This is a genomic window from Niabella sp. ZPM-14 (assembly GCF_055693045.2).
On sequence record NZ_CM181148.1, the window covers coordinates 1338402 to 1364070 of the forward strand.

The window sequence follows — 25669 nt, forward strand, 5'->3', positions numbered from 1 at the left end:
GGCATATAATTTGTCTAATGACCTATATTGCGATATTTATCCGACTGACTATCAAATAAATGTCGTGTTCAATTACTAAAACCAGTGAAATAAATCGATTATTGATGAGTGATTTGAGAAAAATAAAACTAATTTTCAAGAGTGGAGCGTGTGCCGGCGCCGATCGTGATCAGTAGCCTTTTCAGGGTTGCAGGCCAGTGAAAGGCGGGCCGTCTATCAAAAAATTAAACGAACGAAAACCAATCAGGTACATTTACCGTTAATGCGATGTAACAGGATGAAATACCTGCCGGTCGGATACGACCCATCAAAAACTTAAAAAATACACGGATGAAAATTTCAAATGAAGTAAAAGTTGGAGCTATGGCACTTGTATCTATAGCCATACTGATCATTGGCTTTAGATTTTTAAAGGCAAAAGATATCTTCAACCATACGCCAAAACTGTACGCTGTTTTTAAATCAGTCGGAGGGCTGGAGAAATCCAACTTCGTAAAGATCAATGGTCTGACGGTAGGTACGGTATACTCGTTGGAGCCTGCCGATGAAAACGTTACAGCCGTAAAAGTAACCTTAAGCATTACAGAAGACGTCAATATTCCGTCCAACTCTGTGGCCTTTATTGAAGGCAGCCTGTTAGGGTCTTCCAATATCGTAATCGAAAGAGGAAGCGCTAAAACCACTTTAGGCGACGGCGACCGGATCGCAACGAAAGAAGAAGCCGGTCTGCTGGGCAACCTGACCTCCGAAGCGAAACCCTTGATGAACAAGGTGAAAACAGTGGCAGATTCAGTGACCCTGCTGCTGTCTAACTTCAACCACATTTTAAATGCCAATACGCAAAGGGATGTGCAGAACGCTATTGCCAACCTGAATTATTCAACCGCTGCGTTGAACTCTTTACTGAACGGTGTCAACAAACCGCTCGCGAAAACACTGGACAATGTAAGCGCCATCACGGACAACCTTAAAAATCAAAATGAGGCGATCGAAGGCATCTTAAATAATGCAAATACCTTTACCGGGAATTTAAAACAGTTGGAGTTTCAAAAGACCGTGGATAGCCTGAACAGGACCATCTCCAACCTGAACGCCGCTGTTAGTAATATTAACAATCCTAACGGAAGCCTGGGCGCGTTAATGAATGATCGTCAACTTTATAATAAACTTAACGACGTATTATTGAGCGCCGAAATATTATTGGACGATCTTCGTGTTCATCCAAAACGATACGTAAATATTTCCGTGTTTGGTAAAAAAAATAAGGCAGGTGAATTAACTGCTCCTGCTATAAAAGACTCGGTTCCCAAGTGATAAACAAGAAATCAAAAAAGCGTTTTTTATTTTTTCCAATAGCGGTACTGGTATTCGGCTGCCTGGTCTCTTTTAGCAGTACGAACCGTTTGCACAGGACGGCGACGCCGGCAAAGCCCGGGGCGCTTGCAATCAGGACGTTCCAGGATACGATAAAGATCATCAATGTAAAGTCGCTGACGCTGCAGCCCGACAGCAAACTTACCCTGCTTGAAGGCAATGTGATCCTGCAACAGGGGCGGACCGTCTTCAAAGCCGACAAAGCCATCAAGAATGACAGCCTCAATACCTTTGAGGCCTGGGGCCACGTACACATCAACGATGCGGATACCACTAATATTTATGCAGATCACCTGAAGTATTTTGGAACGCCGCAACTGGCTAAGCTCGACGGCAATGTGAAGCTTACCGACGGACAAGCTACGCTGACCGCGCCCAGCCTCGATTACAACATGACCACCAATATGGGCATTTATAAAGAGGGTGGTAAAGTCGTAAACGGTAAGACAGTGATCACGAGTAAAGAAGGCGAGTACTATTCCGATATCAAAGATGTGATCTTTAAGAAGAATGTCGTGGTGACGGATCCGGCTTATCATATTACTACGGATTCGCTGCAGTATAATACCGGCACGCGCATCGCCACGTTCATTGCAATGACACATATCAGGGACAGTGCAAGGAGAAGTATCGACACGAGGGAAGGTTATTACAATCTGGGAACAGGACAAGCCGAATTTGGACAACGCCCTTTCATTAACGATGATAATAAATCTACCCTGGAGGCGGATAACGTTTATTTAGATGATAATATCGCCCGAGCTGAGGGCAACGCCATAGCCGTCGATTCTACCCGCGGAACGATTATTATTGCGAACAGGATCTTTCAAAACAGGCTGAACGAAGCCATTCTCGCGACTCAGAAACCGGTGATGATCATCAAGCAGGACAACGATTCCATCTACGTCGCAGCAGACACGCTGTTCAGCGCCAAGCTCTCCGACCTCTTCGACCTCCCGCCCGCACAGGCGGCAGACTCAGCGGCTATCCCGGTGGTAATTTCCCCGGCAAAAGATAGTGTAGGAGCGCCGGGCCAGGAGCCGGATCCTGAAAATGACAGCATCGTCATAACCGGTGGCAATCCCGCGAATAACAACGCAGCACAACCGGTAGTCAAAAAAGATGCCCGGGCCATATCACAAGACACGATCAAAACGCAGTCAAAAACAGACAGCACTGACCGCTACTTTGAAGCCTTTCACAACGTGAGGATCTATTCCGACTCGATGCAGGCCGTATCGGACAGTCTCTTCTATTCCTTCAAAGACTCGACATTCAGATTGTATAAAGATCCGGTAGTCTGGGGCAAAGAAAGCCAGATCACGGGCGATACCATCTTGCTGCACACTAAAAATAAGCAGCCGCATTGGATGGAGGCCTTTAAAAACGGGTTCATGGTCAACTACGTCGGCAATGAAGCCTATAACCAGATCAAATCCTCGCGGATCGATGCTTACTTCTTAGACGGCGGCCTCGACTCTGTAAGGGCCAAAGGTTCTGCGGAATGCATTTACTACCTGCAGGATGATGACAGCGCCTTTACAGGCGTCAACCAATCCACCTGCGATATCATCGACTCTTATTTTGAAGAAAAGCAATTGCACAAAGTAGCTTTCCGGAATAACGTACAAGGCACGATTTACCCTATCCGGCAGAAAAAACCTTCTGAAATGAGGCTCGAAGGATTCACCTGGCGCGACGCCATCCGTCCAAAGAGTAAGTATGAGCTGTTTGAGTAAGTGGCTGACCGGCTGCGCCAACAACGCTTTGCATAGCCCACACAACGGACAATAGGATCAAAGAACGTCTCAAGGTAGGTCTGCATCGCGTCTTTGAAGTTCATTTGTAATGACTTTGTATTCGTATATGTAACCACTTGCATCATTCTATAAAAACTGCCAATGAGAACGAAAATTTTTCTATCCATCATTTTTATTCTGTTAATCACCATATCCAATGCTCAAACCAAAGCTTTAACAAAGCAACAGATAAAAGAAGACCTCGCCTCTTTAAGAAAGATCTTAAACGAGAATGCGTCTTATGTTTATCTGAATGGGTATGATTTCAATAAAGATCTTGATCATTACCAACAGAATTTAAAAGCCTCTACTCCGCTTGAAGATTTTGGTTGGTTTCTTACCAACGTGATTGGTAAAATCGGCGACAGACACTCATCAGTGAGAGGATATGAAACCAGAGACGCTCTTTACTTGCCCTATGTTTATGCACCTGTAAATAATAAGGTTGCCGTATTAACCCGGAACGCAGACCAAACCCTGGAACTGTCACATCCGACATTTCCCTATCTCACAAAAATTGACGGCATTTCCATCGATACTTTCCTGAAGAAAATACTTCCCAAAGAGATATCAGCACCTGAAGAGTCTTTTTTCACAAGGGCCGTAAGGGATATCCGGGACATTCAAAAAAATTATACAGTTCTGGGCAAACCTTTACCCGAAAAAATAAATATTACACTTTCAGATGCTACTCTGAAAAAAGATACGACGTTCGTCGTTTCGGTAATTGACAGATCAAAAAGATCGCGTCCCTGGGATGATCAACTTGAAACTCAATATGTGCTTGTAAAAGACGAAGCGTATAACAAACCTGAGATTTTCAATCAACTTTTAAGATCAGGAACCAGATAGCTTACATCCATTTTCCTGCAATGGTTAGCAAAGATGAGGCGCCACGCTTGTTTCAAAGCATCAGTTCTTTCATGACATCCATTCGAAACGAAAGCAAAGCCTTGATCATTGATGTCAGAAGCAATGGTGGCGGAACACGTGATTTAACGTATGAATTAGCGAAATATCTGGTTCATCCCGATTCAGTTTATGTGGTCAACGTCATAAGACAAAGAGGCCCGATTCCGCTCCCGGAAGAATATATTGGTAACTTACACAACAGGAACCTTTTTGCCTTTTCAGAACTGGACGGCAGAGAACAAAAAAGCGTGACGGAATTTTTGAAATCCTTTGACCCCATGTATCGGCTGGATGATAAAAAATACAGCGAATACTACTTCGGCCTGTTTAACGGAAAGAATCTCGCAAAAGGATCTTTTTATTACAACAAACCGGTGTACATATTGGCTAACGAAAAAAGCTTTAGTGCCGCGTCGGTTTTTGTCGCCCTTTTCAAAGGCCTTCCTAACATAAAGATTGCAGGAGTGACAACCGACGGCTCAAGCGGGAACAGCGACAAATTTAATTTGCCCCATTCAGGAATACGGGTGAAGATCAGTACGATGGTCTCCTTTCAAAAAGACGGAAAAATTCTGGACGGCTACGGAACAAAGCCCGACATCAAGATTGAACGAGACCTGGACCAGGTGCTGTGGAAGTCTGACACTCAGCTAGAAAAATTAATAGATTTTATAGAGGGCAAAAACTAAAACCCAGCAAAACAAGGCTGTAGAAAGGTAAAGCAAAACGGCTCCGGTCATGTGATCGGATAAGCCTCAAAGCCTGTCTTTCGTTTTAAATCATGCTAGTCCGTACCGTTGACGAGGCAGCGCCGTTTAGAGATCTATTTCCGAATTCAAACCGCGAACCAGCTTACAACTTATTAATAAAATCGATATAAGCGGGCACACTTTTTTCAATCCATTCTTTCGAACTATTCAGTTCTATTCCGTAATAAGCAAAGAAGCCTTTGTAATCGGCTTTGATATATTCGAAACTCAGCTCAAACGGTGCCAACAGTTGTTGAAGTGTGTATTTATAGATACCGTCAGCGGCATATTCCTTTTCGTCTACTCCTAGCGAAACCGCCAAAGCGATTTTTTTCCCGCCCATCTTGTATCCGCTTTTGCTTCCATAAGCCCAGCCATACGTCAGTACCTCGTCCAACCATTTTTTAAATAGAGGCGGGCAGTTGAACCAATAAAAAGGAAACTGAAAGATCACCTTGTCGTATTGCTCAATCAAACGCTGTTCTGCCAGGACGTCGATTTTCTCGTCAGGATAGTGTTGATATAACTGATGGACAGTAATCTGTTCGGGATATTTTTCCAGTTCTTCCACCCATCGCTTGTTGATCACTGAACTTTTCATATCGGGATGCACTACCACTACCAATGTTTTCATACATGTTCAATTTAAAACTCAGGACGAAAATACGCTTCAATACTTTCATTTTGTATATTCACTACCCAATGTAGGGTACTAACAAAAATGTAAGTAATGACCAAAATAAAAGAGAGCTCCACGCATTTCGAAAATAAGAGAACGTTAGAAAACGAATGTGACGAAGTGTACGCCGTAGGGATTATTGGCGGCCAGTGGGCATTGGCGATCTGCTGTTACCTGCTGGAGGGGAAACTGAGATTTGGGGAGCTTAAGCGGCGTCTTCCCAATATCACTGAACGCATGCTCACCCTGCAATTAAGAAAGCTGGAAGCCGCTAAAATTGTCAAAAGAACCGTGTACGCCGAAGTGCCTCCGCGCGTAGAATACGAACTTACGCCCGTGGGCTATAAACTCAGACCTATCGTTGATGAACTAAGCAAGTGGGGAAAATTGCATAAGAAAGCAGTTCGAATTTAAACCGCATGTATTTCCAAACGCTTCTTTCGAATCAGCTCGCTCGCCAGTTGAACGCTCACTTTTTTCTGATACATCGCTCCTTTGCACAGACCGATGCCCATTAATTCGTCGTCAATCCGCCATCCACAGCCAGTATTGCCCCGGTAATCCAACTGGCCTGATCAGATGCAAGAAAGGTTGCCGCCTTTCCAATATCGGCTGCACTTCCAATATTGCCTAATGGATAAATATTCTTTACCATCTCGTGAAATGTAGTTTGCTGATCATCGGACAGGCGCTGTAAATTCCTGTTGAACTGAGGCGTTAAAATACTTCCGGGAGCAATTCCATTGACACGAACTCCTAAATGTCCCATCTCAAAAGCTAATGATTTCGTAAAGGAATCTAATGCGCCTTTGGTTATTGAATAAGCTGTTGTGGTCCTTCCAGGCAGCATTTTGTGTGCAAAATAAGAAGATATATTAATGACGTTTCCTTTACATTCAACCAGGGACGGCAACAGCTGCTGTGTCAGCAAATACGGTGTTTTGATGTTCAGATTTAAATGCAATTCCAGCAAGGATATATCTGTTTCGGAAAACGGCAGAAACTTACCAATGCCCGCATTGTTCACCAGAACATCAACATTCGGGACTGTTTTCAAAATCTGTTCTGACAATGCTTTTATTTGGCTGATATCTGATAAATCGAATGATAAAAGATGAATGGCTACCTGGTATTCCGATAGTTCCTTTTTGGCATTTTCAAGTTTGTTCATATCCCTGCCTATCAGCAGTAAGTTGGCTCCATTGGCCGCAAAAGATCGGGCAATGCCCAGGCCGATGCCATCACTGCCACCGGTAATAACCGCATATTTGTTTGATAATAACATATTCCTGCTTTTTAAATCGTTACAATTACTTTTCCAACCACCCTGTTTGTCTCTACTTCCAAATGTGCCTTCCCCATTTCTTCAAATGAAAATGTTCTATGGATGTGTGGATGTAACGCCTCCTCCTGCAACAAACGAGCAATGGCTTCAATCGTTTGTTTTTTAGAAGCGACCATCATGAATGCTATATGAACCTGTTTCTTTGCTGCTTTATCTTTTACTTCCTGTGGAATTTCAGGCGAAGGAAGCGTCACGATGGTTCCACCGGGCCGGACAACATCGATCGATTGTAACAGGGTATCTCCCTGGATGGTGTCTAATACAAGATCTATGTTCTGAAGTTTTCCGGAAAATTTTTCTTTTACATAATCAATGTGTTCATCAGCGCCTAATGACAATACAAAATCTTTGTTCTTTAAAGAGGAAGTACCGGTTACGTAAGCGCCGAAGTGTTTTGCTATTTGAACGGCAAAATGCCCGACCCCGCCCGAAGCGCCGTGAATCAAGACCTTGTCACCTTTTTTGATTTTAGCGACATCTACCAATGCCTGATAGGCCGTCAAAGCCGACAAAGTAGCAGCCGCTGCTTCCTGATGTGTAACATTTTCGGGTTTTAAAGCCAGATGGGCTGCCGGCGAAGCGACATATTCGGCGTAACCTTTTCCAATTCCGAAGAAATTGACCATTCCAAACACCTGGTCGCCGACTTTAAAATCAGTTACATCACTACCTTTTTCCACAACCTGCCCCGAGATGTCCCAGCCTAAAGTGACGGGCCGTTCCGATCCGAATATCCATTCTAACACGCCGTCGTAAGCTCTTGCTTTAACGTCCACCGGATTAATGCTGATGGATGCCACTTTAACCAAAACTTCATCACTTTTTATGTTGGGTTTTGTCGATTCAACAAATTGAAGGTGTTCTATGCCTCCGGCGTCATGTAAGACAATTGTTTTCATTTTGTTTTTAATTATCAATTATTGTAAATAATCTACAATTGCAAATTAAAGGCTTTACTTTTATATTTGCAACATTCATTGTAAATAATTTACAAAATGGCAAAAAGTAAACCTGATAAGGATTTGTCTTTCGACTTTGATTTCCTGGAAAAATTAGTAGTCGGGATCGGTGAAGTAGCGCAGATCACGGACATCCCGACAAGACAGATACGGTATTGGGAAGAAAAGGGCATTATCGTAAGCCTGACTGAAGAAGAGGGCAAAAACCGGCGATACGACTACAGGAACATCAAAAAGATGTTGCTGATCAAGGAGCTGCTGGATGAAGGTTACACGTTGGACGCTTCGGCTGAAAAGGTTAAAAAGCGTTTCGAGATGATCGAAGACACGCTGAATAAATTGCAGCATAAAAAAAGTTAATGATCATACCCGCCACTCTTTCTCCGACTCTCCGTTAACCGTTTTTATAGATCAATGGTCGAACGCTATCCATTAAAATTAGTAGTGTCTATAACTTCGCTCACTGATTCTTATGCTCATTTTATGTGCTGCTTTTTTATTGCTTTTTTTGGCCACATAGAATAGCCTGAATAATCGCCCTTTCGGGTATGACATTTTTTCTTTTTATGTGATTTTTTACCGCGAAGTGCGCAAAGATTTGTTCGCAAAGAGCACGCAGAGTAGGAAGTTGTTGAACCTTTTGAATATTTTCAGCAGAACATTTCAAAATAATATCCTCATGCAAAGCCAACCGAAGCGCCCGCCCGTGCCGGGACGGACGGGAAGAAATCCCAGCTAACCCGGTCTGACGGTCTCCGTCTGACCGTTTCCGTCTGACCGTTTCCGTCCGCAAGCACCAATCAATCATCGGATCAGAAAGCGCTACCAGCGCCAGCAATGAGTGCGGGGGTCGCTGAAGCCATAAAGACCGGCATGAAATATCGCTCTTATTGACACACATGATCCGGCCCATCCTTTTCGCAGAATGAAAAAAGTTTAAACAAGGCCCAGGATAAAAATGTTATGCACCCGCCCTTTCGGGTATGACATTTTTCTATGGCTATTTCCTAACTTTATCTTCTTAAACAATCAGAGCAAGGAAAAAACAATAACAATTTCGCTCACGCAACGGGCACCGGTCAAATCAGCTACATGCTACGCCGCACATTAGAAATAATAGGAACCAGTTTTAAAATGGCACTGCAGGAGCTATTGAAAAACAAACTGCGCACTTTTTTAAGCTTGTTCGGTGTGACCATTGGTATCTTTTGTATCATCGGTGTGCTGGCTACGGTCAACAGCCTGCAGCGCAATATCCAGAACGAGATCAAGTCGATGGGAAACAATATCATCTTCATCGACAAATGGGTGTGGAGCGGCGGGCCCGATTATCCCTGGTGGAAGTTTGTCAACCGGCCCTATCCCAAATATTATGAGCTGAAACAAATTAAAGAGCGGTCGCCAAGTACCCAATATGCCGCGTTCTTTTACGACATTGCCGACAACATCGAATTCGGCGGATCCGTGCTCAGTGGCGTCAAGATCTATGGCGCCAGTGAAGAATACAATAACATTCAAAAACTCACTTTTCCTACCGGGCGTTATATTTCCGATGCAGAGTTTAATTACGGCACTAATGTGGCTGTAATTGGTGATGAAGTTGCCACCAAATTATTTATCCTGCCCGAGGCTGCTATTAATAAACAGATCAAGCTCAAAGGCCGGCAGGTAAAGGTGATCGGTGTTATCAAAAAACAGGGTAAGCAATTAACCGGCGGGTGGGATTACGACAAGAGCGTCATCATTCCTTACAACTTCGCCAAAACCATCTACCTCGAGCGATATTCCGATCCGAAGATCATGGTGAAGGGATATGATCATATCAGCAGCACCGCCCTCAAGGATGAGCTGGAAGGTGTCATGCGCAGCATACATCGCCTTAGCCCCACCAAAGAATCTGACTTCGCCTTAAACGACCTCAATGATATCAGCAAGGAGATTGAAGCGGCTTTTGTCGGATTGAATGTTGGCGGTGCCATCATCGGCGGGATCAGCCTGATCGTAGGTTTATTCGGCGTCGCCAATATCATGTTCGTAACGGTGAAAGAACGCACGCCACAGATCGGATTGAAAAAAGCCATTGGCGCCAAAAGACACATCATCCTCACCGAATTCCTGCTGGAAGCCGCCTTCCTTTGTATCATCGGCGGACTCATCGGGCTGGGATTAGTAGCCGGCCTGGCCTTGATCCTCAGCAAAGCCCTCGAGTTCCCTGTGTATGTATCCATTACCAACATGGTATGGACCTTTATTATCTGTATCCTCGTAGGGATCATCGCGGGCATCATTCCCGCTATGCAGGCAGCAAAGATGGACCCGGTCGTGGCGATCCGGAGTTGAGGGGACGCAGGTTACAAATTCCAGGTTTCAGGTTGTTGCCGGCAGGTTCAAAGGCGTCCGGACTAAAATAATACACAATCTTAATTTGATCTAAAAAACACCAAACTAATGAAAAGTTACAGGGATCTGACGATTTATTAGGAAGCTCATCAGCTTGCGATAGCAGTGCACCGACAAACCTTGTTACTTCCAAAATTTGAGCTTTACGAAGAAGGTAGTCAGATCAGGAAATCATCTAAAGCTGTATCCACGGCAATCGTGGAAGGTTATGGAAGAAGAGGTATAAAGCGGATTTTCTAAAATTTCTCACTTATGCGCACTCCGAATGCGATGAGACTATGGAGCACCTGGACTTTCTTTTTGAAACCGATTCTTTAGCAGATAAAAGCAAATATGAATACTTCAAGGCTGCATACACAAAATTAAGTAAGCAAATAAATACGTTTATCGATTGGGTGGAACACAACTGGAACGCGCCTCCATCTAAAAAGTGACCGATAACCGGGGACCTAAAACATGTAACACGTCCGCCTTTTACATTTTCAATTCTGCATTCCGTATTTTACCTTTGCCCAATGCCTACTATTTTAGCCATCGAATCGAGTTGTGACGAGACATCTGCCGCAATCTGCACAGATGGAGCTATCTTATCTAATAATATTGCGACACAGGCCATGCACGCGCAATACGGCGGTGTGGTGCCGGAACTCGCATCCCGCGCGCACCTGCAGAATATCGTGCCGGTGGTAGATACGGCGCTGCAAAAAGCCGGTGCTACGCTCGCCGATGTAGATGCGATCGCCTTCACGCAAGCCCCGGGCCTGATCGGTTCGCTGCTCGTCGGCGCCCAGTTCGCCAAGTCATTAGCACTCACGCTGGATAAGCCGCTGATCGCGGTCAATCATATGCAAGCCCATGTGTTAGCTAATCTTATCCCCGAAAAGAAGCCGTCCTTCCCTTTTTTATGTCTGACGGTGAGCGGTGGCCATACACAGATCGTGCTTTGCCATTCACCGACGAAGATGGAGATCATCGGAGAAACCATTGATGACGCAGCCGGCGAAGCTTTTGACAAATGTGCCAAACTATTAGGCCTGCCTTATCCCGGTGGGCCGCTTATCGACAAGTACGCCAAAGAAGGCAATCCTGACCGCTTTCAATTCCCCGAACCCAGGATTCCCGGGTATAACTTTAGTTTTAGCGGATTAAAGACCGCGATCCTTTATTTCCTGATAAACGCGGGTAAAAGCCAGGTGTACAAGGAAGCGTTTGCCGCGTCGGATGAAGAGAAGAAACAATTTATTGACAGTAACCTGGCAGATATCTGCGCTTCCGTACAGAAAAGAATCATTACCATATTACTTAACAAATTCAGCAAAGCAGCTACCGAATTAAAGATCAGAGATATTTGTATCGCCGGTGGTGTGTCCGCCAACAGTGGCCTGCGCAAAGCCTTTACGGAGCTGGGCGAAAAAAATGGCTGGAACACCTTCATCCCGGAGTTTCAATATTGTACCGACAATGCAGGTATGATCGCCATCACGGCCTATTACAAACTGCTCGAAAAAGATTTTACCCCGTTGACCGTACAACCCGCTGCGCGCGGATTTGAATAGCATTTTTGAAAATAGTTGAAGATCGTTAAACGTGGTTGGGCAGGATTATACCTGATTGACATCCTTCAACAACATTCATCAACATTCAATCCTTCAACCCTTCAACTAATTACTCCCGCATGCCGAACCCCTATTTCCAGTTTAAACAGTTTACGGTGCTTCATGACCAATGCAGCATGAAGGTCACCACCGACTCCTGCCTGTTCGGTGCTTGGGTGGCTGTGCAAACGGAAAGCCTTGCAAGCGACGCGACCATCCTGGATGTGGGTAGCGGCAGCGGTTTGCTCAGCCTGATGTTGGCACAGAAGACTAGCGCCCTGATTGAAGGGATCGAGCTGCAGCACAGCGACTACAATCAAAGCCTCGACAACATTGCTGCTGCGGGAAAGTCACAACAGATACGCATCTCCCAGGGCGACGCACGCGCTTTTGATTACGATAAAAAGTATGATGTAATTGTTAGCAATCCTCCTTTCTACGAGAATGATTTGAAGGGCAACGTGACAGGTAACAATATTGCCCATCATGATTCAGGATTGCGACTGGAAGAGCTGATCCATCTTATTCGACAGCAGCTCAATAATAACGGAACCTTTTTCCTGCTATTGCCGGCCCGGAGAGAAGATGAGGCAGAACGGCTGCTGACAAATGCCGGATTTTATGTGTCAGAACGAATGCTGGTGCGCCAGACCGAAAAACACCCACCCTTCCGCGTCATGCTCAGGGGATCGCTCAGCCCGACCCAAACGATCCGGCGCGAGATGCTTATTAAGCAGGAACAGGAATACACACCAACATTCAGGGATTTGCTAAAAGATTATTATTTGCACTTGTAACGGATGAAGCATGCACCGCTGATGAACGGAGCGTCGCAAGACCGTTCATAGCAGCACCGGCGATGACTCACCCAAAAAATGTTTACCCGATCGATACTTTTTTACCGGTGGCAACTGCCTTGTATATCGCTTCAATGATCCTGAGGTCGCGCAGTCCCTCCTCGCCATCGACGGGCACTACAGACTCTTTGCCGTCAAAGATGATCGCCGCCATTTCATCCATTTGAACCGTCTGGTGTACTACGACCGGCGCCTCTATCGGGCCTTTATGGGTTCTTCCTTTGATCGGTCCGTAACCTGTGGAGGGTAACATTTCAGCAAAACCTTTTTCGCCGTTGAGAAAGAACCGGTCGAGGTTGTTCATACTGTAAGAAGAAAGGCAGGAAGCGGTGGCGCCGCTTTTGAAGCCGAATTGAAACATGATCGTTTCATCCACACCTTCTTTGAATTTTACAGGATCTGTTTTCGTTTCCTGCGCGGTCACCCAAACGGGCTCCTCGCCTACCATGTAGCGGCAGCCATTGATCGCGTAAATACCAATATCCATCAGCGATCCGCCGCCCGCGAGTTGTTTGCTCAATCGCCATTGTGTCGGGTCACCGATCCTGAATCCGCATAGGCCCTGGAAAAATTTTATATTACCAAAGCCGCCATCCTGGCGCATACGCACCACTTCCAATGTATGCGGCTCAAAATGCATGCGATACCCCACCAGCAACTTCACGTTGGCCTTTTTGCAGGCCGCGATCATCGCTTCCCCTTCCCGGGCATTGATGGCCATAGGCTTTTCACAGATCACATGTTTGCCGGCTCTTGCTGCGCCAATCACATGATCATGATGCAGGGCATTGGGCGTGATAACATAGACGGCGTCTATCTCCGGGTTGTTTTTGACATCGCCGTAATTCTGGTAATTGTACCGGCTGTTTTCAGGCACGTTATATTTATCGCCCCAGGTTTTCAGCTTGTCCGGCGTCCCGCTGATCAGTCCGGTGACCTTCACCCTCTTGCATTGCTGGATAGACTCTGCGACGCGGTTGGCATAGCCGCCCAATCCCATCAGCGCCACGCGCAGGGTCTTTCCCTCCGGGGCCAGGCGCTGGCTCATGCCGGCAGCACTGATACTTAGAAAAGGAATACTGGCAGACGCCATGGTAAGCTCCTTCAAAAAAGAACGCCTGGTCTTCATATGTTATATTTTACGGTATACAAATTTGAAACCATCCATCGTAACCGGTTGTTGCGCCTAAATCCGGATCAGCTCAGGGCTTCATGGGCCAATCCTAATACTTTCTGTAACTGTTCTTCAGGCGTAAGGTTCGTGTTATCAATTTCAATGGCATCTTCAGCCTTACGCAGAGGGCTTATTTCACGATTGGCGTCGATATAATCGCGCATCTCAATATTATGGGCAACTTCTTCAATAGTGATATTGGGGTTTTTCTGGTAAAGCTCTTTAAACCTGCGTTCGACGCGCACGGCGTTATCGGCAGTCATAAAAAGTTTCAGCTCTGCAGCAGGAAAAACAACGGTTCCTATATCGCGGCCATCCATGATGACCCCTTTTTTCTTCCCCATTTTTTGCTGCTGCTTCACAGCGTACTCGCGCACATCGGCCAGTGCTGCCACTTCGCTTACCTTTTCTGCGACCAGCATTTCGCGGATCAGGTACTCCACATTTTCATCGTTCAGGAATATTTCTACCTGTTTGCTTTGGTCGTTGAACCGGAAATCCAGCTCGATTTCGCTGAGCGCTTCCCGTACCTGCTCCACGTTGGACAGATCCACATTGTTCCTTAAAAAATACAAGGTAATGGCCCTGTACATCGCGCCGCTGTCCACATAAATATAGTTCAACTTCTGGGCCAGCTGTTTTGCAACCGTACTCTTTCCACAGCTGGACATCCCATCAATTGCAATTATGATCTTTTTATTGTTCATCAGGGCAAAGGAACTTTTTTTATAAAGGTAAAAATTATATGCTGAATGATTAATTTTATTCTGATTTAAAAGCTAAAATACTTCATCTTTAATTTCCATTCGCGGCATTGTTTTAGCAGCTGAATCAAACCATCAAGTCAATTTTCGTATATCCTTAGCAGGAATTTCATATAACTATTAAATAACAAAAATCAAATGAAAAAAAATCCCTTTTTATTTATTGCAGTCATTGCATGCCTGTCAACTATCATGGCCTGTAATTCCGGTACTACAGACAGTAAGGACGGCGCGGCCGATAGCCTTGCGACGCCTTCGTCCACCGCTGATTCCTCTGCCGTTACAGCGGTCGCGGTTGACTATACCGGCGATGGCCAGCACTTTAAAAGCTTTGCTGCCTACAAAGCAGACGCCAAAAACTTACCGGTAGTACTGGTCGTACCTGAATGGTGGGGCGTGACTGACTACATTAAAAACAGGGTCAAACAACTGGCGGACCTGGGCTACTTCGCGATGGCAGTGGACATGTATGGTAATGGAAAAACAGTAACTACGCCTGACAGCGCCGGCGCGCTCGCCGAGCCTTTTTACGCAGATGCGTCAATGGCGAAAAAACATTTCGATGCAGCGCTGGCAAAAGCTAAAACTTTTGAGCAGGCAGACAGTTCTAAAATAGCAGCAATCGGCTACTGCTTCGGCGGAGGCATGGTATTGAATATGGCGCGAATGGGCAGTCCGCTCAAAGGTGTTGTGAGCTTTCACGGAAGCCTGAACGGCAACCTGCCACCAGCCGCAAAGAACTCGATCCAACCCGCTATATTAGTGCTGCATGGCAATGTCGATTCGATGGTACCGGAAAAAGATGTAAAGGCTTTTAAAGACGAAATGGACCAGGCCGGAGCAAAATATACTTTCATCGGGTATGACAACGCGAAACATGCTTTCACTAATCCCGGGGCAACCGCTGTGGGTGAGCAATACAAAATAGATATCGCCTACAATGAAGCAGCAGACAAAGCTTCATGGGAAGAGATGAAGAAGTTCCTCGGCGGACTATTTTAATGCTACTTTTTCATGCGAAGAGCGTGGCCGGTAACACATCAGATGTTCCTAAGCAGGCCGCGCTCTTTGTAGGGTGCATAACATTTTTATCCTGGGCGTTGTTTCAACTTTTTTCATGCTGCGAAAGGGATGGAGTCTGATCATGTGCCAATAAGAGCGATATTTCATGCCGGTTTTTATGGCTTCAGCGGCCCCGCACTCATTGCTGTCGCCGGTAGCGCTTTCTGATCCGATGATTGGATTGGTACTTGCGTACAGAAACGGTCAGACGGAGACCGTCTGACCGGGTTAGGTGGGATTTCTTCCCGTCCGTCCCGGCACGGGCGGGCGCTTCGGTTCGCTTTGAATGAGGATACTGTTTTGAAATGTTCTGCTGAACAATATTCAAAAGGTTCAACAACTTCCTACTCTGCGTGCTTTGCCAACAAATCTTTGCGTACTTCGCGTTAAAAAATCACATAGAAGAAAAAATGTTACGCACACTCTTTGCATGATTTTTTATGCGAGGTAAGCGCCGGTAATCTCCTCACCGTTCACTTCAACAATGATATGTTCCTGTAAAGTAGTAGCCAGCGAAAAGCCTTTGTAGTTGGCGTTGATAGGAAACTGTGTATGCGATCTTTCGACCAGCACCAGCGTCTGTATCTTTTTAGGATGATATTCCAGAAATGGCTTTAGCGCATAAAGCAGCGTGCGACCACTGTTCGTTACATCATCCACGATGATGATCACTTTACCATCGAAGTTGATATCCGTTTTTAGCTCAATCCGCTCCGGTTTGGCTTTGTCAAAACTCATCGTGAGCAGTTCCACTTTCAGGTTCGCCGACGCAGTCACCAGGGCCTGTAGCTTTTTAGCCACGATCACCCCGCTGGGTTCAATCCCCACCAACACTAACTCTTCCTCCCCGATATTATTTTCAATAATTTCCAGGGCCAGTCGATTCAGCTTTTTCTCTATAATATCCTGCTTTAGTATATAACGTTTTTCTTTTGTCATGTTCTACCATTTATATGCATGCGTACATTTCCGAAACAGCATCATCATTATGTTAACGCGCATCAACAAAAATAAAAATACTCGTTAACATCGCGTAAATTAGCACTTATAACGGATCCGTATGCAAATGGTACAACAAATTTTATTCGCTTTACTCACAACAGCAGCCATTGTTCTTTTTTCGAAGAACATCATGCGCATCAGTCGCAATATACGACTGGGCAGGCAGGAGGATATCAGTGACCATAAGGCGGAACGATGGAATAACGTACTGTTGCTGGCGTTGGGCCAGAAGAAAATGTTTCGCAACCCGCTGGTGGGTATCTTGCACTTTCTCGTGTACGCGGGCTTCATCATCATCAATATTGAGATCTTAGAAATAATACTGGACGGCTTGTTGGGCACCCACCGGTTGTTTGCATCCGCTTTGGGAGGATTTTATAATTTCCTGATCAATGCATTCGAAGTACTGGCTTTACTCGTGATCATTGCCTGCGCCATTTTCCTGGCCAGGAGAAACCTGGTGAAAGTAAAAAGGCTGGCGGGCAAAGACCTGAAGGGCTGGCCGCACAGTGATGCTAATTATATCCTGATCACCGAGATCATCCTGATGGGATTGTTTTTAACCATGAATGCTTCCGACACGATGCTGCAGGCACGTAACGTGGGGCATTATGCCGATGCACAAACAGGATCGTTCGTCGTGTCTCAATTCCTGCAGCCTTTGCTGGCCGGCCTCTCCGACCCGGCGCTGATCGTCATAGAGAGAACCTGCTGGTGGCTGCATATAGCCGGCATCTTTGCATTTTTGAATTACCTCCCCTATTCCAAGCATCTGCATATCATACTCGCTTTCCCGAATGCTTATTACAGCAAGTTGGAACCCATGGGTAAGATGGAAAATATGCCGGCGATTCAGAATGAAGTGTTGTATGCCATGCAGCCAGAGCTGGCACCGGCCGATGCCGCGCCGCCAGGTAAATTCGGAGCAAAAGACGTAATGGACCTGAGCTGGAAAAACCTGCTCGACGCCTATTCCTGTACAGAATGCGGACGTTGCTCCGCCGCCTGCCCGGCCAACATGACCGGCAAAAAGCTGTCGCCAAGAAAAATCATGATGGACACCCGTGACCGTGCTGAAGAAGTAGGTCAGCTTATCGGTAATAACAAAGAATTCCAGGACGATGGCAAGACGCTGCTACACGACTATATTTCCGTAGAAGAGCTCAGGGCCTGCACTACGTGCAATGCGTGCGTCCAGGAATGTCCCGTCAGCATCAATCCGCTGGACATCATATTGCAGCTACGCCGGCAGTTGGTCATGGAAGAAAGTAATGCGCCGCAGGAGTGGAACATGATGTTCAGCAATGTCGAAAACAATTTTGCACCGTGGAAATTCAGCCCTGATGACAGGGATCAATGGATCGGTAATTAACGGGTCGAAAGGTTGACGACGCGAGTGGATTCAATCTACCGTCAATAATGGCGATTGTCTTTTCAACTTTTCAACCGTTTAACTCTTATACTATTTACCCTGCTTCACTTCATCTATCTTATCGGCGACGTCTTTCTTTTGAACAAACATCCGCCAGCCCTGTATCAGCGCAGTCACAACGAAAATACCGGCAATCACATAATTGAGCACCGATTGGTTGTCCTGTATCTTAGAAGCGATCAATCGTCCGCCGAATATAAAGAGGCAGAACCCCATCCCGGTACCCAGACCGATACCAACCGTATAAAAGTTATAATGATGTTTATTGGGTAATAAGACCTTTTTGGAAAGCAAGACCGTGCTCCATCCAAACCAGAAGGGAATTTGCATGGGATTGACCGCTCCCATGGTCAGGCCCAGCACGTAGGAGGGCAGGTTATTATTGAGAATCACATTTTTATTTTCGCTGGGATGCGCCGCCGCAATAAAACTGGCCACAGCCAGCGCAACGATAATGATCAGCGTAAGCCATTCCAGCAATTTAAAGATCTTCTTTTGCTTGCGTACCCAATCCATGGCGACGATCGAGATCCGTACATAGACCATCTCAGCAGTGAGGGCTCCCAACGAAAAAAGCATCGCACTTTTCAAAGACTGGGCGATAGCGATCTGCATGGCCGCGATATTCAAGGTTCCCAGGGGCAAGGTCCCCAGGAAGCTTACCAGCATGCCCGTGAAAAAAATGCGGATGGTACCCTTCATAATTCAAATTACGCATTCCTGCCCTGCAGCATGGGCACAAACGAAAAATTATCAAAATATTCGATATCCATCCCGCTTTCCAACTTCGTTACCCGTCGCATCTGTTGCGCGTCTCCCGCATCAACAGGGATCACCATTTTAGCCCCGACCTTCATCTGCTCGATCAGTTTTGGTGGAATTTCGGGAGCCGCTGCGGTTACAATCACTTTGTCGAACGGCGCATAAGTGGGCAGGCCCAGGAACCCGTCGCCATAGAAAAACTTAATAGAAGGATACTGTTTCAGGTAGTTAAATAATTTATTCTCATCAAACAGCTTTTTCTGGCGCTCGATGGTAAAGACCTTGGCTCCCAGCGCCGCCAGTACCACCGCCTGGTAAGCACTTCCGGTGCCAATCTCCAGCACCTTGTCTCCTTTCTGAACGTCCAGCAGCTCGGACTGATACGCCACGGTATAAGGTTGTGAAATGGTCTGACCCTCACCGATGGGGAATGCTTTATCTACATAAGCCACATCATCAAAGGCAGAATCCAGGAAGTAATGCCGGGGCACCTGGAGAATCGCTTCCAATACCCGTTCATCTTTAATGCCCTTGGTCCTTACAATATCCACTAATTTTTTTCTCAGACCTTTATGCCGGTAAGTATCTTCTAAGCTGCGCCTCATGCCGCAAATGTAATTGATTAGTCGATATGTTGATGGGGCAGCAGCAGGGCACAACTCTTTATTTACCCACACAAGCGACGGATCATAACAGGTGTTCCCGTTTTACGCTTGTGCCCTTTGCCGATAAAGAAAGCACGGTTTTATTTAAAACACCTGGCTACGCCAATGCGGCTTCCCTTTGCGCGATCATGCTGTCTCCTCCGGGCCTACACTGAAAAAAGCCGATTTTAGCAATGGCTAAGTTTCTATCGCTGCTTAGAGGCACATCGATCACTCCAGCACCAATTTTAACGGGCAACTTACTGACCCTGTTGGCCGATCAACTATATTTGTCGCCAGATGGCTAAAGTAATCATCATAGGACCGGCCCATCCTTTAAGAGGAGGACTGGCAACATTCAATCATCGCCTGGCGAAAGAGTTCGTCGCGATGGGTCATGATTGCACGATCTGGTCTTTTAGTCTGCAATACCCTTCCCTTTTATTTCCGGGAAAAACACAATACACAGAGGAACCTGCGCCGGAAGGTATCCGCATACATACCCTGATCAATTCCGTCAACCCGTTTAACTGGTGGCGCATCGGACGGAAGCTTCGAAAAGAACGGCCAGACATCGTGGTAGTTCGCTATTGGCTGCCTTTTATGGGACCGGCGTTAGGCACGCTGCTCCGGCAGGTAAAGATCAACCGGCACAGCAGGGTCATCTGTATTGCGGACAATATTATTCCCCACGAAAAACGACCAGGGGATGATGCATTCACCCGGTATTTTATCAAAGCCTGTGATGGCTTTATCACGATGAGTGAAAAAGTATTAAAGGACCTGAGAACATTCACTCAAAAACCAGCATCGCTGGTACAGCATCCGCTCTATGATAATTTCGGGGCCATCATTTCCATGGAAGCGGCCCGTCAACATCTTGGCATCTCATCGGACGACCGGGTGTTGCTTTTCTTTGGTTTTATACGTAAATATAAAGGGCTGGACTTGTTGCTCAAGGCGTTTGCCTTTCTCAAAAACGACATTCCCGGCGTTAAATTGCTCGTTGCTGGTGAGTTTTATGAAGATGAGGCGCCCTACCGGCAACTGATCGATGAACTGGGTATCGGTGATCAGCTGATCCTTAAAACAGCATTCATCGCAGACAGTGAAGTAAAATATTATTTATGTGCTGCAGATGTATTGATCCAGCCCTATAAAAATGCGACGCAAAGTGGAGTAACACCCCTGGCTTATTATTTTGAAAAGCCGATGGTTGTCACCAACGTGGGAGGATTGCCAGACCTGGTACCCGACGGGAAATGTGGCCTTGTGGCCGAGCCAGAACCCGCCGCCATAGCCACCGCCATCAGGAGGTTCTATGAATTAGGTGAAAATCATTTTATTCCACATCTTCGCAGCGAAAAAGAAAAATATAGCTGGGCAAATATTGTGAATGCCATCACGTCGATCCGTGAGGGGGAAAGATAGAGGTGCTCCGGCTTTTCAATGATCAAATAAAAAGTATGATTCACAGAAGTAAAGCACCATTAAGAATAGGTTTGGCCGGCGGGGGCACCGATGTAAGCCCCTACTGCGATGAATACGGAGGTGCGATCCTGAACACCACCATATCGCTAAGCGCCTACGCCACGATTGAAACCCTGGAGGAAGATACCATAATACTGGAAGCCTTTGACCGTTGTGAAACAGAGACTTTTGAATGGGCGCCGGAACTGCCGGTAAATGGCCATCTGGACCTGTTGAAAGGCGTATACAACCGCATTCAAAAAGATTACCCCTTCGATAAAAAAGGATTCAAGCTCAGCACTTTTGTAGACGCTCCGGCAGGATCAGGGCTGGGAACTTCTTCCACACTGGTTGTGGCTATTGTTGGCGCTTTCACAGAAATGCTCCAGTTGCCGCTGGGCGAATATGACATAGCGCATTATGCTTATGATATTGAGCGGCAGGACCTGAAACTGGCCGGCGGCCGGCAGGATCAGTATGCGGCCACGTTTGGCGGCGTGAATTTTATGGAATTTTATGATGATGATAAAGTCATTGTAAACCCTTTGAGAATCCGCCAGCGATACCTGGATGAATTGGAAAACAACCTGCTGTTGTATTATACATCCACCAGCAGGGAATCAGCCAAGATCATCGAAGAGCAGAGCAAAAATGTAACCGAAAAGAAACAAACCTCCATTGAAGCGATGCACCAGCTGAAACAGCAGGCCCAGATGATGAAGGAAGCCTTACTGAAAGGGCAGCTGCACGAAATCGGGCATATCCTGGACATTGGCTTTGAGCAAAAAAGAAAGATGGCCCAGGGCATTAACAACCAGATGATCGACGACCTGTACAAGGCCGCTAAAGAAGCAGGCGCTACCGGAGGAAAGATCAGCGGCGCAGGTGGTGGCGGATTTATGATCTTTTATTGCCCGGGAAACAGCAAATACAAAGTCGGTAAGGCGCTGGAGCAATTTGGCGGCATCAACCGGAATTACCAATTTACTAAACATGGTTTAAAAACCTGGAGCGTATAAATTATGAACAATCAGATTAAAGAATTGATCCAATCCTCTATTAACACCAAACAACAGGTATTGGAAAATAAAGCCTTACTTGAATTGGTCAACACGGTAACGGATCTTATAGTGGCGGCTTTCAAAAAAGGCAATAGCGTATATTTTTGTGGCAATGGCGGCAGTGCAGCCGACGCCCAGCATCTGGCGGCAGAATTCAGCGGCCGTTTTTATAAAGACCGCAAAGCATTACCTGCAGAGGCCTTACACTGCAACACTTCCTACCTGACCGCAGTAGCGAACGATTACAGCTTTGACCTGATCTACGCCCGACTGATCCAGGGCCTGGGCAAATCGGGCGATGTACTGATCGGCTTAAGCACCTCCGGTAATTCCAAAAATATTGTCCAGGCGTTTGATACCGCACGAGAGAAAGGAATGACAACGGTGGGCTTTACCGGGCAGACCGGCGGCAGTATGAAAGTTTCCAGTGATCACCTGATCAATATCCCGTCGACTGACACACCCAGGATCCAGGAATGCCACATGCTACTGGGCCACATTATCTGTCAGCTGGTAGAAGAAAAATATTTTGAAGACGAAGCATGAGTGATGCGTAAAGCGCTTTCACAGCCAGACCGTCCTATTTCAATACCTACATGAATATCCAACAAGAATTAAAAGCGGCTGAAGGCCTGATTTCTTTAGATCAAAATAAAAAAGGAACCATTGCTTCTTCAGGGATAACGAACGGAACTACCGCCATTGTGCTCGCTGGCGGATTAGGCACACGTCTCCGCTCGGCTGTGCCAGACCTCCCTAAATGTATGGCCCCGGTTGCGGGCAGACCCTTCCTGTATTATGTGATCAACACACTGCGGATGCAGGGGATTGATCATATCGTATTTAGCCTTGGATATATGCACGAGGTGATCCTGGAATGGCTGCAGCAGGAGTTTCCAACGCTGGATTATGATTATGTGATCGAAGAAGAGCCGTTGGGCACAGGCGGCGCCATACAGTTTGCTTTATCAAAGGCGCGCTCGGAGCAGGTTTTTGTCGCCAACGGCGACACGCTTTTCAGCCTGAACGCCAGCGCCCAGATGGAGCAGCACCTGCACAGCCAGGCGGAATGCACGCTGGCATTGAAACCCATGCAGGATTTTGACCGTTATGGCGTGGTCGAGATCAACGCAGACCACCGGATCACCAGTTTCCGCGAAAAACAATACTATGAATCCGGCCTGATCAATGCCGGGTTATACCTGATCAATAAAGCAGCGTTCTTAAAAAGATCTTTCCCTAAAAAGTTTTCTTTTGAAAAAGACTACCTGGAGCAGCTGGTTGCGGAAGGACTGTTTTCCGGACTACCCGCAGATGTTTACTTTATCGACATCGGTATTCCCGAAGATTACCACCGCGCGCAAGAGGAATGTGCCCGGCCGCAGCTGAACTTGTCTGCCATCAACAAAGAATGGACGCTATTCCTCGATAGGGATGGCGTGATCAATCATGATAATCCGGGCGGGTATATTACGACGCCTGAAGCATTTGAGTTTACCGAAGGCCTGCCGCAATCGTTCAGCACGCTCAATGCGTTGTTTAATAAAGTGGTGGTGGTTACCAACCAGCGTGGTGTAGGGCGCGGCATCATCCAACATACTGACTTGCTGGCCATGAACGAAAAAATGCTGCAAGGCGTCAACAACGCAGGCGGCCGCATCGACCGGATCTATTACTGTACCGACATCGAAGGCTCCTCTTTTTTCCGGAAACCCAATCCTGGTATGGCTTTCCGGGCGCTACAGGATTTTCCGGACATTAATTTATCCCGATCCATTATTGTAGGTAATAGTCTGAGCGATATGAAATTTGGTCGCTATGCCGGTATGCACACGGTGTTCATCACGTCTACCAATAAAACGGTAAGCCTGCCCCACCGGGATATTGACCTGATTTTTGACAGTTTGCATACCTTTATTGAAGCGCTGCAACAGCGCAGATCCTAAATATCAAACACTAACTTCGTACATCTTAAATCGTATACGAAAAATGGTTATCCTTTTACAATGCAGTGACCGCGTAGGGCTGGTGGCGGACATCTCCGTGATCATGGCAGCGGCAAACCTGAACATCATCTCGATGAAGGAATTTGTAAATGTAGATGAAAACCGCTTCTATATCAGGCTGGAGGTGCAGGGAACGACTGACCTGGAAGCCCTTCCTTTACAGATCAAAGCCAAACTACCGGCGGATACGGAGATCAGCATCCGGCCTTATGCCAAAAAGAAAGTGGCCATCCTCGTGACCAAGGAACACCATTGCCTGGGCGACATTTTACTTCGGCATTATTTCAATACACTGGGTGCAGATGTGCAATGCGTGATCGGAAATTATGAAGCCCTTCAGGCGATTACAGAAAAGTTTGGCATTCCCTTTCATTACGTGCCACACGAAGGCAAGGAAAAACACGTGTTTGAATCGGACCTGCTCGAAGCGCTGGCCGGTTATGAATTTGATTATATCATCCTGGCCAAGTTCATGCGGATCCTTTCCCCGGAATTTATGTCAAAATATCCTTCGCGGATCATCAATATCCACCATTCTTTTCTGCCTGCATTCGTCGGTGCACATCCTTACAAGCAGGCTCATGAACGCGGCGTGAAGCTTATTGGTGCTACCGCGCATTTTGTAACCAACGTGCTGGACGACGGCCCGATCATTGCCCAGCAAACGATCTCTGTCAATCATACGCACTCCGTAAAAGATATGGTACGCCTCGGCCGGGAGATCGAAAAGTCTGTGTTGGCCAATGCCCTGCAACTGGTATTGCAGGATAAGGTACTGGTATATCACAACAAGACGATCGTGTTTGAAAACTAATCGCCTCCTTTCCATACTTGCATAAAAAAGCGCAGCTTTAAGCTGCGCCTGGTGTCCCCGCAGAGACTCGAACTCTGGGCCCGCTGATTAAGAGTCAGCTGCTCTACCAACTGAGCTACGGAGACAGTATTGATTATGGAGTGGCGGTTGTATCGCCGGATGCAAAATCGATCTTTTGTTTGGTTTCTCCACAGTTAAGCATGGTAGCACCGTACTTGGGATCTTTCTTACCTAAATAAGGATTGACAACAGCTTCCTGATCGCTTAACCAGTTGGCTGCATTTCCTTCGCCGAAAGCCATCGGGCACTCCTGCCAGTACAAGGGAGCGGCATCGTATTTCACCGTGATCAGGAAATTCCGTAAGTTATCAGAAAGGTCGCGCAGGGCATATCTTTTTGCCGTCCAATCCTTTTCATCCCGGATTGCCGTAGCGTTACTTTTCAGGTTTTCTACGGGGAACAACGCCGTTTGATAGATGATCGAATCTTTTTTAAGATCTTCCAGATCCAATTGATTCACTAATTCCAGCACTGCCGCTGCACTGCTATTCACCGCCATCGAATCCCAGTTCACAAAACCATCGGTCATCGCAAAATATTGTTTCAGCAAATTACCTACTGAAGCGTTGAAGGCTTCACTATGAGCGCTGACCGCCAAAGCCACCGGCTTATCCTCCTTAGGCTCATCCTTTTTGAACGCGTATTTATAGATCAAAAAAGCAGCAATTAACAGTACAACAATCAATAATAGTTTCTTCATAATAAGGTTTAATATTACCACCTGCTATTGTTAATTTTGCAGGTTTATT

At 46.3% G+C, this 25669-nt stretch carries 27 protein-coding genes and 1 tRNA gene; 18 read left to right on the plus strand and 10 right to left on the minus strand.

What is annotated here, in order from left to right:
• The first annotated feature begins 330 nt into the window (after positions 1-330).
• From ACU37H_RS05690 to ACU37H_RS05705, 4 genes are all read left to right on the plus strand, one after another.
• A complete protein-coding gene (locus ACU37H_RS05690) occupies positions 331-1314 on the plus strand; it encodes an MlaD family protein (protein ID WP_472705758.1) in 984 nt (327 codons plus the stop codon).
• Positions 1311-3113, plus strand: coding sequence for an OstA-like protein (locus ACU37H_RS05695; protein WP_472705756.1), 1803 nt, complete (start codon positions 1311-1313; stop codon positions 3111-3113). The genes ACU37H_RS05690 and ACU37H_RS05695 overlap by 4 nt, the downstream gene beginning before the upstream one ends.
• 162 nt (positions 3114-3275) lie before the next feature.
• The gene (locus tag ACU37H_RS05700; RefSeq protein WP_472705754.1) at positions 3276-4025 is read left to right on the plus strand and encodes a hypothetical protein; all 750 of its coding nucleotides are present in this window, start codon (positions 3276-3278) and stop codon (positions 4023-4025) included.
• 20 nt (positions 4026-4045) lie between these two features.
• Entirely contained in the window at positions 4046-4774 is a 729-nt protein-coding gene (locus ACU37H_RS05705; RefSeq protein WP_472705752.1) for a S41 family peptidase, read from the plus strand.
• Between the two features lie 163 nt (positions 4775-4937).
• Here ACU37H_RS05705 and ACU37H_RS05710 read toward each other — a convergent pair whose 3' ends face one another.
• The gene (locus ACU37H_RS05710) at positions 4938-5468 is read right to left on the minus strand and encodes an NAD(P)H-dependent oxidoreductase (protein ID WP_472705750.1); all 531 of its coding nucleotides are present in this window, start codon (positions 5466-5468) and stop codon (positions 4938-4940) included.
• A 96-nt stretch (positions 5469-5564) separates the two neighbouring features.
• On the opposite strand from ACU37H_RS05710, the gene ACU37H_RS05715 reads away from it, so the two are divergent.
• Entirely contained in the window at positions 5565-5927 is a 363-nt protein-coding gene (locus ACU37H_RS05715) for a winged helix-turn-helix transcriptional regulator (RefSeq protein WP_472705748.1), read from the plus strand.
• 100 nt (positions 5928-6027) lie between these two features.
• On the opposite strand, the gene ACU37H_RS05720 is transcribed toward ACU37H_RS05715, so the two are convergent.
• On the minus strand, positions 6028-6798 hold the full coding sequence (locus ACU37H_RS05720) for an SDR family NAD(P)-dependent oxidoreductase (protein ID WP_472705746.1): 771 nt from the start codon (positions 6796-6798) through the stop codon (positions 6028-6030).
• Between the two features lie 11 nt (positions 6799-6809).
• Positions 6810-7757: an NADP-dependent oxidoreductase gene (locus tag ACU37H_RS05725; RefSeq protein WP_472705744.1), complete on the minus strand. Its 948-nt coding sequence runs from the start codon at positions 7755-7757 to the stop codon at positions 6810-6812.
• Positions 7758-7853: 96 nt separating this feature from the next.
• On the opposite strand from ACU37H_RS05725, the gene ACU37H_RS05730 reads away from it, so the two are divergent.
• The 6 genes from ACU37H_RS05730 to ACU37H_RS05755 all read left to right on the plus strand — a co-directional run bounded on the left by ACU37H_RS05730 (position 7854) and on the right by ACU37H_RS05755 (position 12609).
• On the plus strand, positions 7854-8177 hold the full coding sequence (locus ACU37H_RS05730; RefSeq protein ID WP_472705742.1) for a MerR family transcriptional regulator: 324 nt from the start codon (positions 7854-7856) through the stop codon (positions 8175-8177).
• 732 nt (positions 8178-8909) lie between these two features.
• The gene (locus ACU37H_RS05735) at positions 8910-10157 is read left to right on the plus strand and encodes an ABC transporter permease (protein ID WP_472705740.1); all 1248 of its coding nucleotides are present in this window, start codon (positions 8910-8912) and stop codon (positions 10155-10157) included.
• Between the two features lie 165 nt (positions 10158-10322).
• Complete coding sequence (locus tag ACU37H_RS05740) at positions 10323-10457, plus strand: four helix bundle protein (protein WP_472705739.1); 135 nt, start codon at positions 10323-10325, stop codon at positions 10455-10457.
• Entirely contained in the window at positions 10403-10651 is a 249-nt protein-coding gene (locus tag ACU37H_RS05745; RefSeq protein WP_494407605.1) for a four helix bundle protein, read from the plus strand. The genes ACU37H_RS05740 and ACU37H_RS05745 overlap by 55 nt, the downstream gene beginning before the upstream one ends.
• Before the next feature lie 81 nt (positions 10652-10732).
• Positions 10733-11773: a tRNA (adenosine(37)-N6)-threonylcarbamoyltransferase complex transferase subunit TsaD gene (gene tsaD, locus ACU37H_RS05750; protein WP_472705735.1), complete on the plus strand. Its 1041-nt coding sequence runs from the start codon at positions 10733-10735 to the stop codon at positions 11771-11773.
• A gap of 119 nt (positions 11774-11892) precedes the next feature.
• Complete coding sequence (locus ACU37H_RS05755; RefSeq protein WP_472705733.1) at positions 11893-12609, plus strand: tRNA1(Val) (adenine(37)-N6)-methyltransferase; 717 nt, start codon at positions 11893-11895, stop codon at positions 12607-12609.
• A gap of 82 nt (positions 12610-12691) precedes the next feature.
• Here ACU37H_RS05755 and ACU37H_RS05760 read toward each other — a convergent pair whose 3' ends face one another.
• Both ACU37H_RS05760 and cmk read right to left on the minus strand, forming a co-directional pair.
• Positions 12692-13798, minus strand: coding sequence for a Gfo/Idh/MocA family protein (locus ACU37H_RS05760; protein ID WP_472705731.1), 1107 nt, complete (start codon positions 13796-13798; stop codon positions 12692-12694).
• Positions 13799-13866: 68 nt separating this feature from the next.
• A complete protein-coding gene (gene cmk / locus ACU37H_RS05765; protein WP_472705729.1) occupies positions 13867-14550 on the minus strand; it encodes a (d)CMP kinase in 684 nt (227 codons plus the stop codon).
• 195 nt (positions 14551-14745) lie between these two features.
• Between cmk and ACU37H_RS05770 the strand changes: the two genes are divergently transcribed.
• Complete coding sequence (locus tag ACU37H_RS05770) at positions 14746-15609, plus strand: dienelactone hydrolase family protein (RefSeq protein ID WP_472705727.1); 864 nt, start codon at positions 14746-14748, stop codon at positions 15607-15609.
• Between the two features lie 498 nt (positions 15610-16107).
• Here ACU37H_RS05770 and ACU37H_RS05775 read toward each other — a convergent pair whose 3' ends face one another.
• On the minus strand, positions 16108-16608 hold the full coding sequence (locus ACU37H_RS05775) for a phosphoribosyltransferase family protein (protein ID WP_472705725.1): 501 nt from the start codon (positions 16606-16608) through the stop codon (positions 16108-16110).
• Between the two features lie 127 nt (positions 16609-16735).
• Between ACU37H_RS05775 and ACU37H_RS05780 the strand changes: the two genes are divergently transcribed.
• Positions 16736-18043, plus strand: coding sequence for a 4Fe-4S dicluster domain-containing protein (locus ACU37H_RS05780; protein WP_472705723.1), 1308 nt, complete (start codon positions 16736-16738; stop codon positions 18041-18043).
• A gap of 90 nt (positions 18044-18133) precedes the next feature.
• Here ACU37H_RS05780 and ACU37H_RS05785 read toward each other — a convergent pair whose 3' ends face one another.
• Positions 18134-18805, minus strand: a complete 672-nt coding sequence (locus tag ACU37H_RS05785) for a LysE family translocator (RefSeq protein WP_472705721.1) — start codon at positions 18803-18805, stop codon at positions 18134-18136.
• 8 nt (positions 18806-18813) lie between these two features.
• Complete coding sequence (locus tag ACU37H_RS05790; protein ID WP_472705719.1) at positions 18814-19470, minus strand: protein-L-isoaspartate(D-aspartate) O-methyltransferase; 657 nt, start codon at positions 19468-19470, stop codon at positions 18814-18816.
• Between the two features lie 339 nt (positions 19471-19809).
• Between ACU37H_RS05790 and ACU37H_RS05795 the strand changes: the two genes are divergently transcribed.
• From ACU37H_RS05795 to purU, 5 genes are read left to right on the plus strand one after another with little or no spacing between them, the layout of a single operon-like run.
• Positions 19810-20940 carry a glycosyltransferase gene (locus tag ACU37H_RS05795; RefSeq protein ID WP_472705717.1) on the plus strand — a complete coding sequence of 377 codons (1131 nt, stop codon included), beginning with the start codon at positions 19810-19812 and terminating at the stop codon, positions 20938-20940.
• A gap of 35 nt (positions 20941-20975) precedes the next feature.
• Entirely contained in the window at positions 20976-21998 is a 1023-nt protein-coding gene (locus ACU37H_RS05800) for a GHMP family kinase ATP-binding protein (protein ID WP_472705715.1), read from the plus strand.
• 3 nt (positions 21999-22001) lie between these two features.
• Positions 22002-22586 (plus strand): D-sedoheptulose-7-phosphate isomerase, encoded by a 585-nt coding sequence (locus ACU37H_RS05805; protein ID WP_472705713.1) that lies wholly within the window; start codon positions 22002-22004, stop codon positions 22584-22586.
• Positions 22587-22636: 50 nt separating this feature from the next.
• Complete coding sequence (locus ACU37H_RS05810) at positions 22637-23986, plus strand: HAD-IIIA family hydrolase (protein WP_472705711.1); 1350 nt, start codon at positions 22637-22639, stop codon at positions 23984-23986.
• Positions 23987-24029: 43 nt separating this feature from the next.
• Positions 24030-24860, plus strand: a complete 831-nt coding sequence (purU, locus tag ACU37H_RS05815; RefSeq protein WP_472705709.1) for a formyltetrahydrofolate deformylase — start codon at positions 24030-24032, stop codon at positions 24858-24860.
• A gap of 49 nt (positions 24861-24909) precedes the next feature.
• On the opposite strand, the gene ACU37H_RS05820 is transcribed toward purU, so the two are convergent.
• Both ACU37H_RS05820 and ACU37H_RS05825 read right to left on the minus strand, forming a co-directional pair.
• Positions 24910-24985, minus strand: a tRNA-Lys gene (locus tag ACU37H_RS05820).
• Positions 24986-24993: 8 nt separating this feature from the next.
• Positions 24994-25620, minus strand: coding sequence for a DUF3347 domain-containing protein (locus tag ACU37H_RS05825; RefSeq protein ID WP_472705707.1), 627 nt, complete (start codon positions 25618-25620; stop codon positions 24994-24996).
• Positions 25621-25669 lie beyond the last annotated feature (49 nt).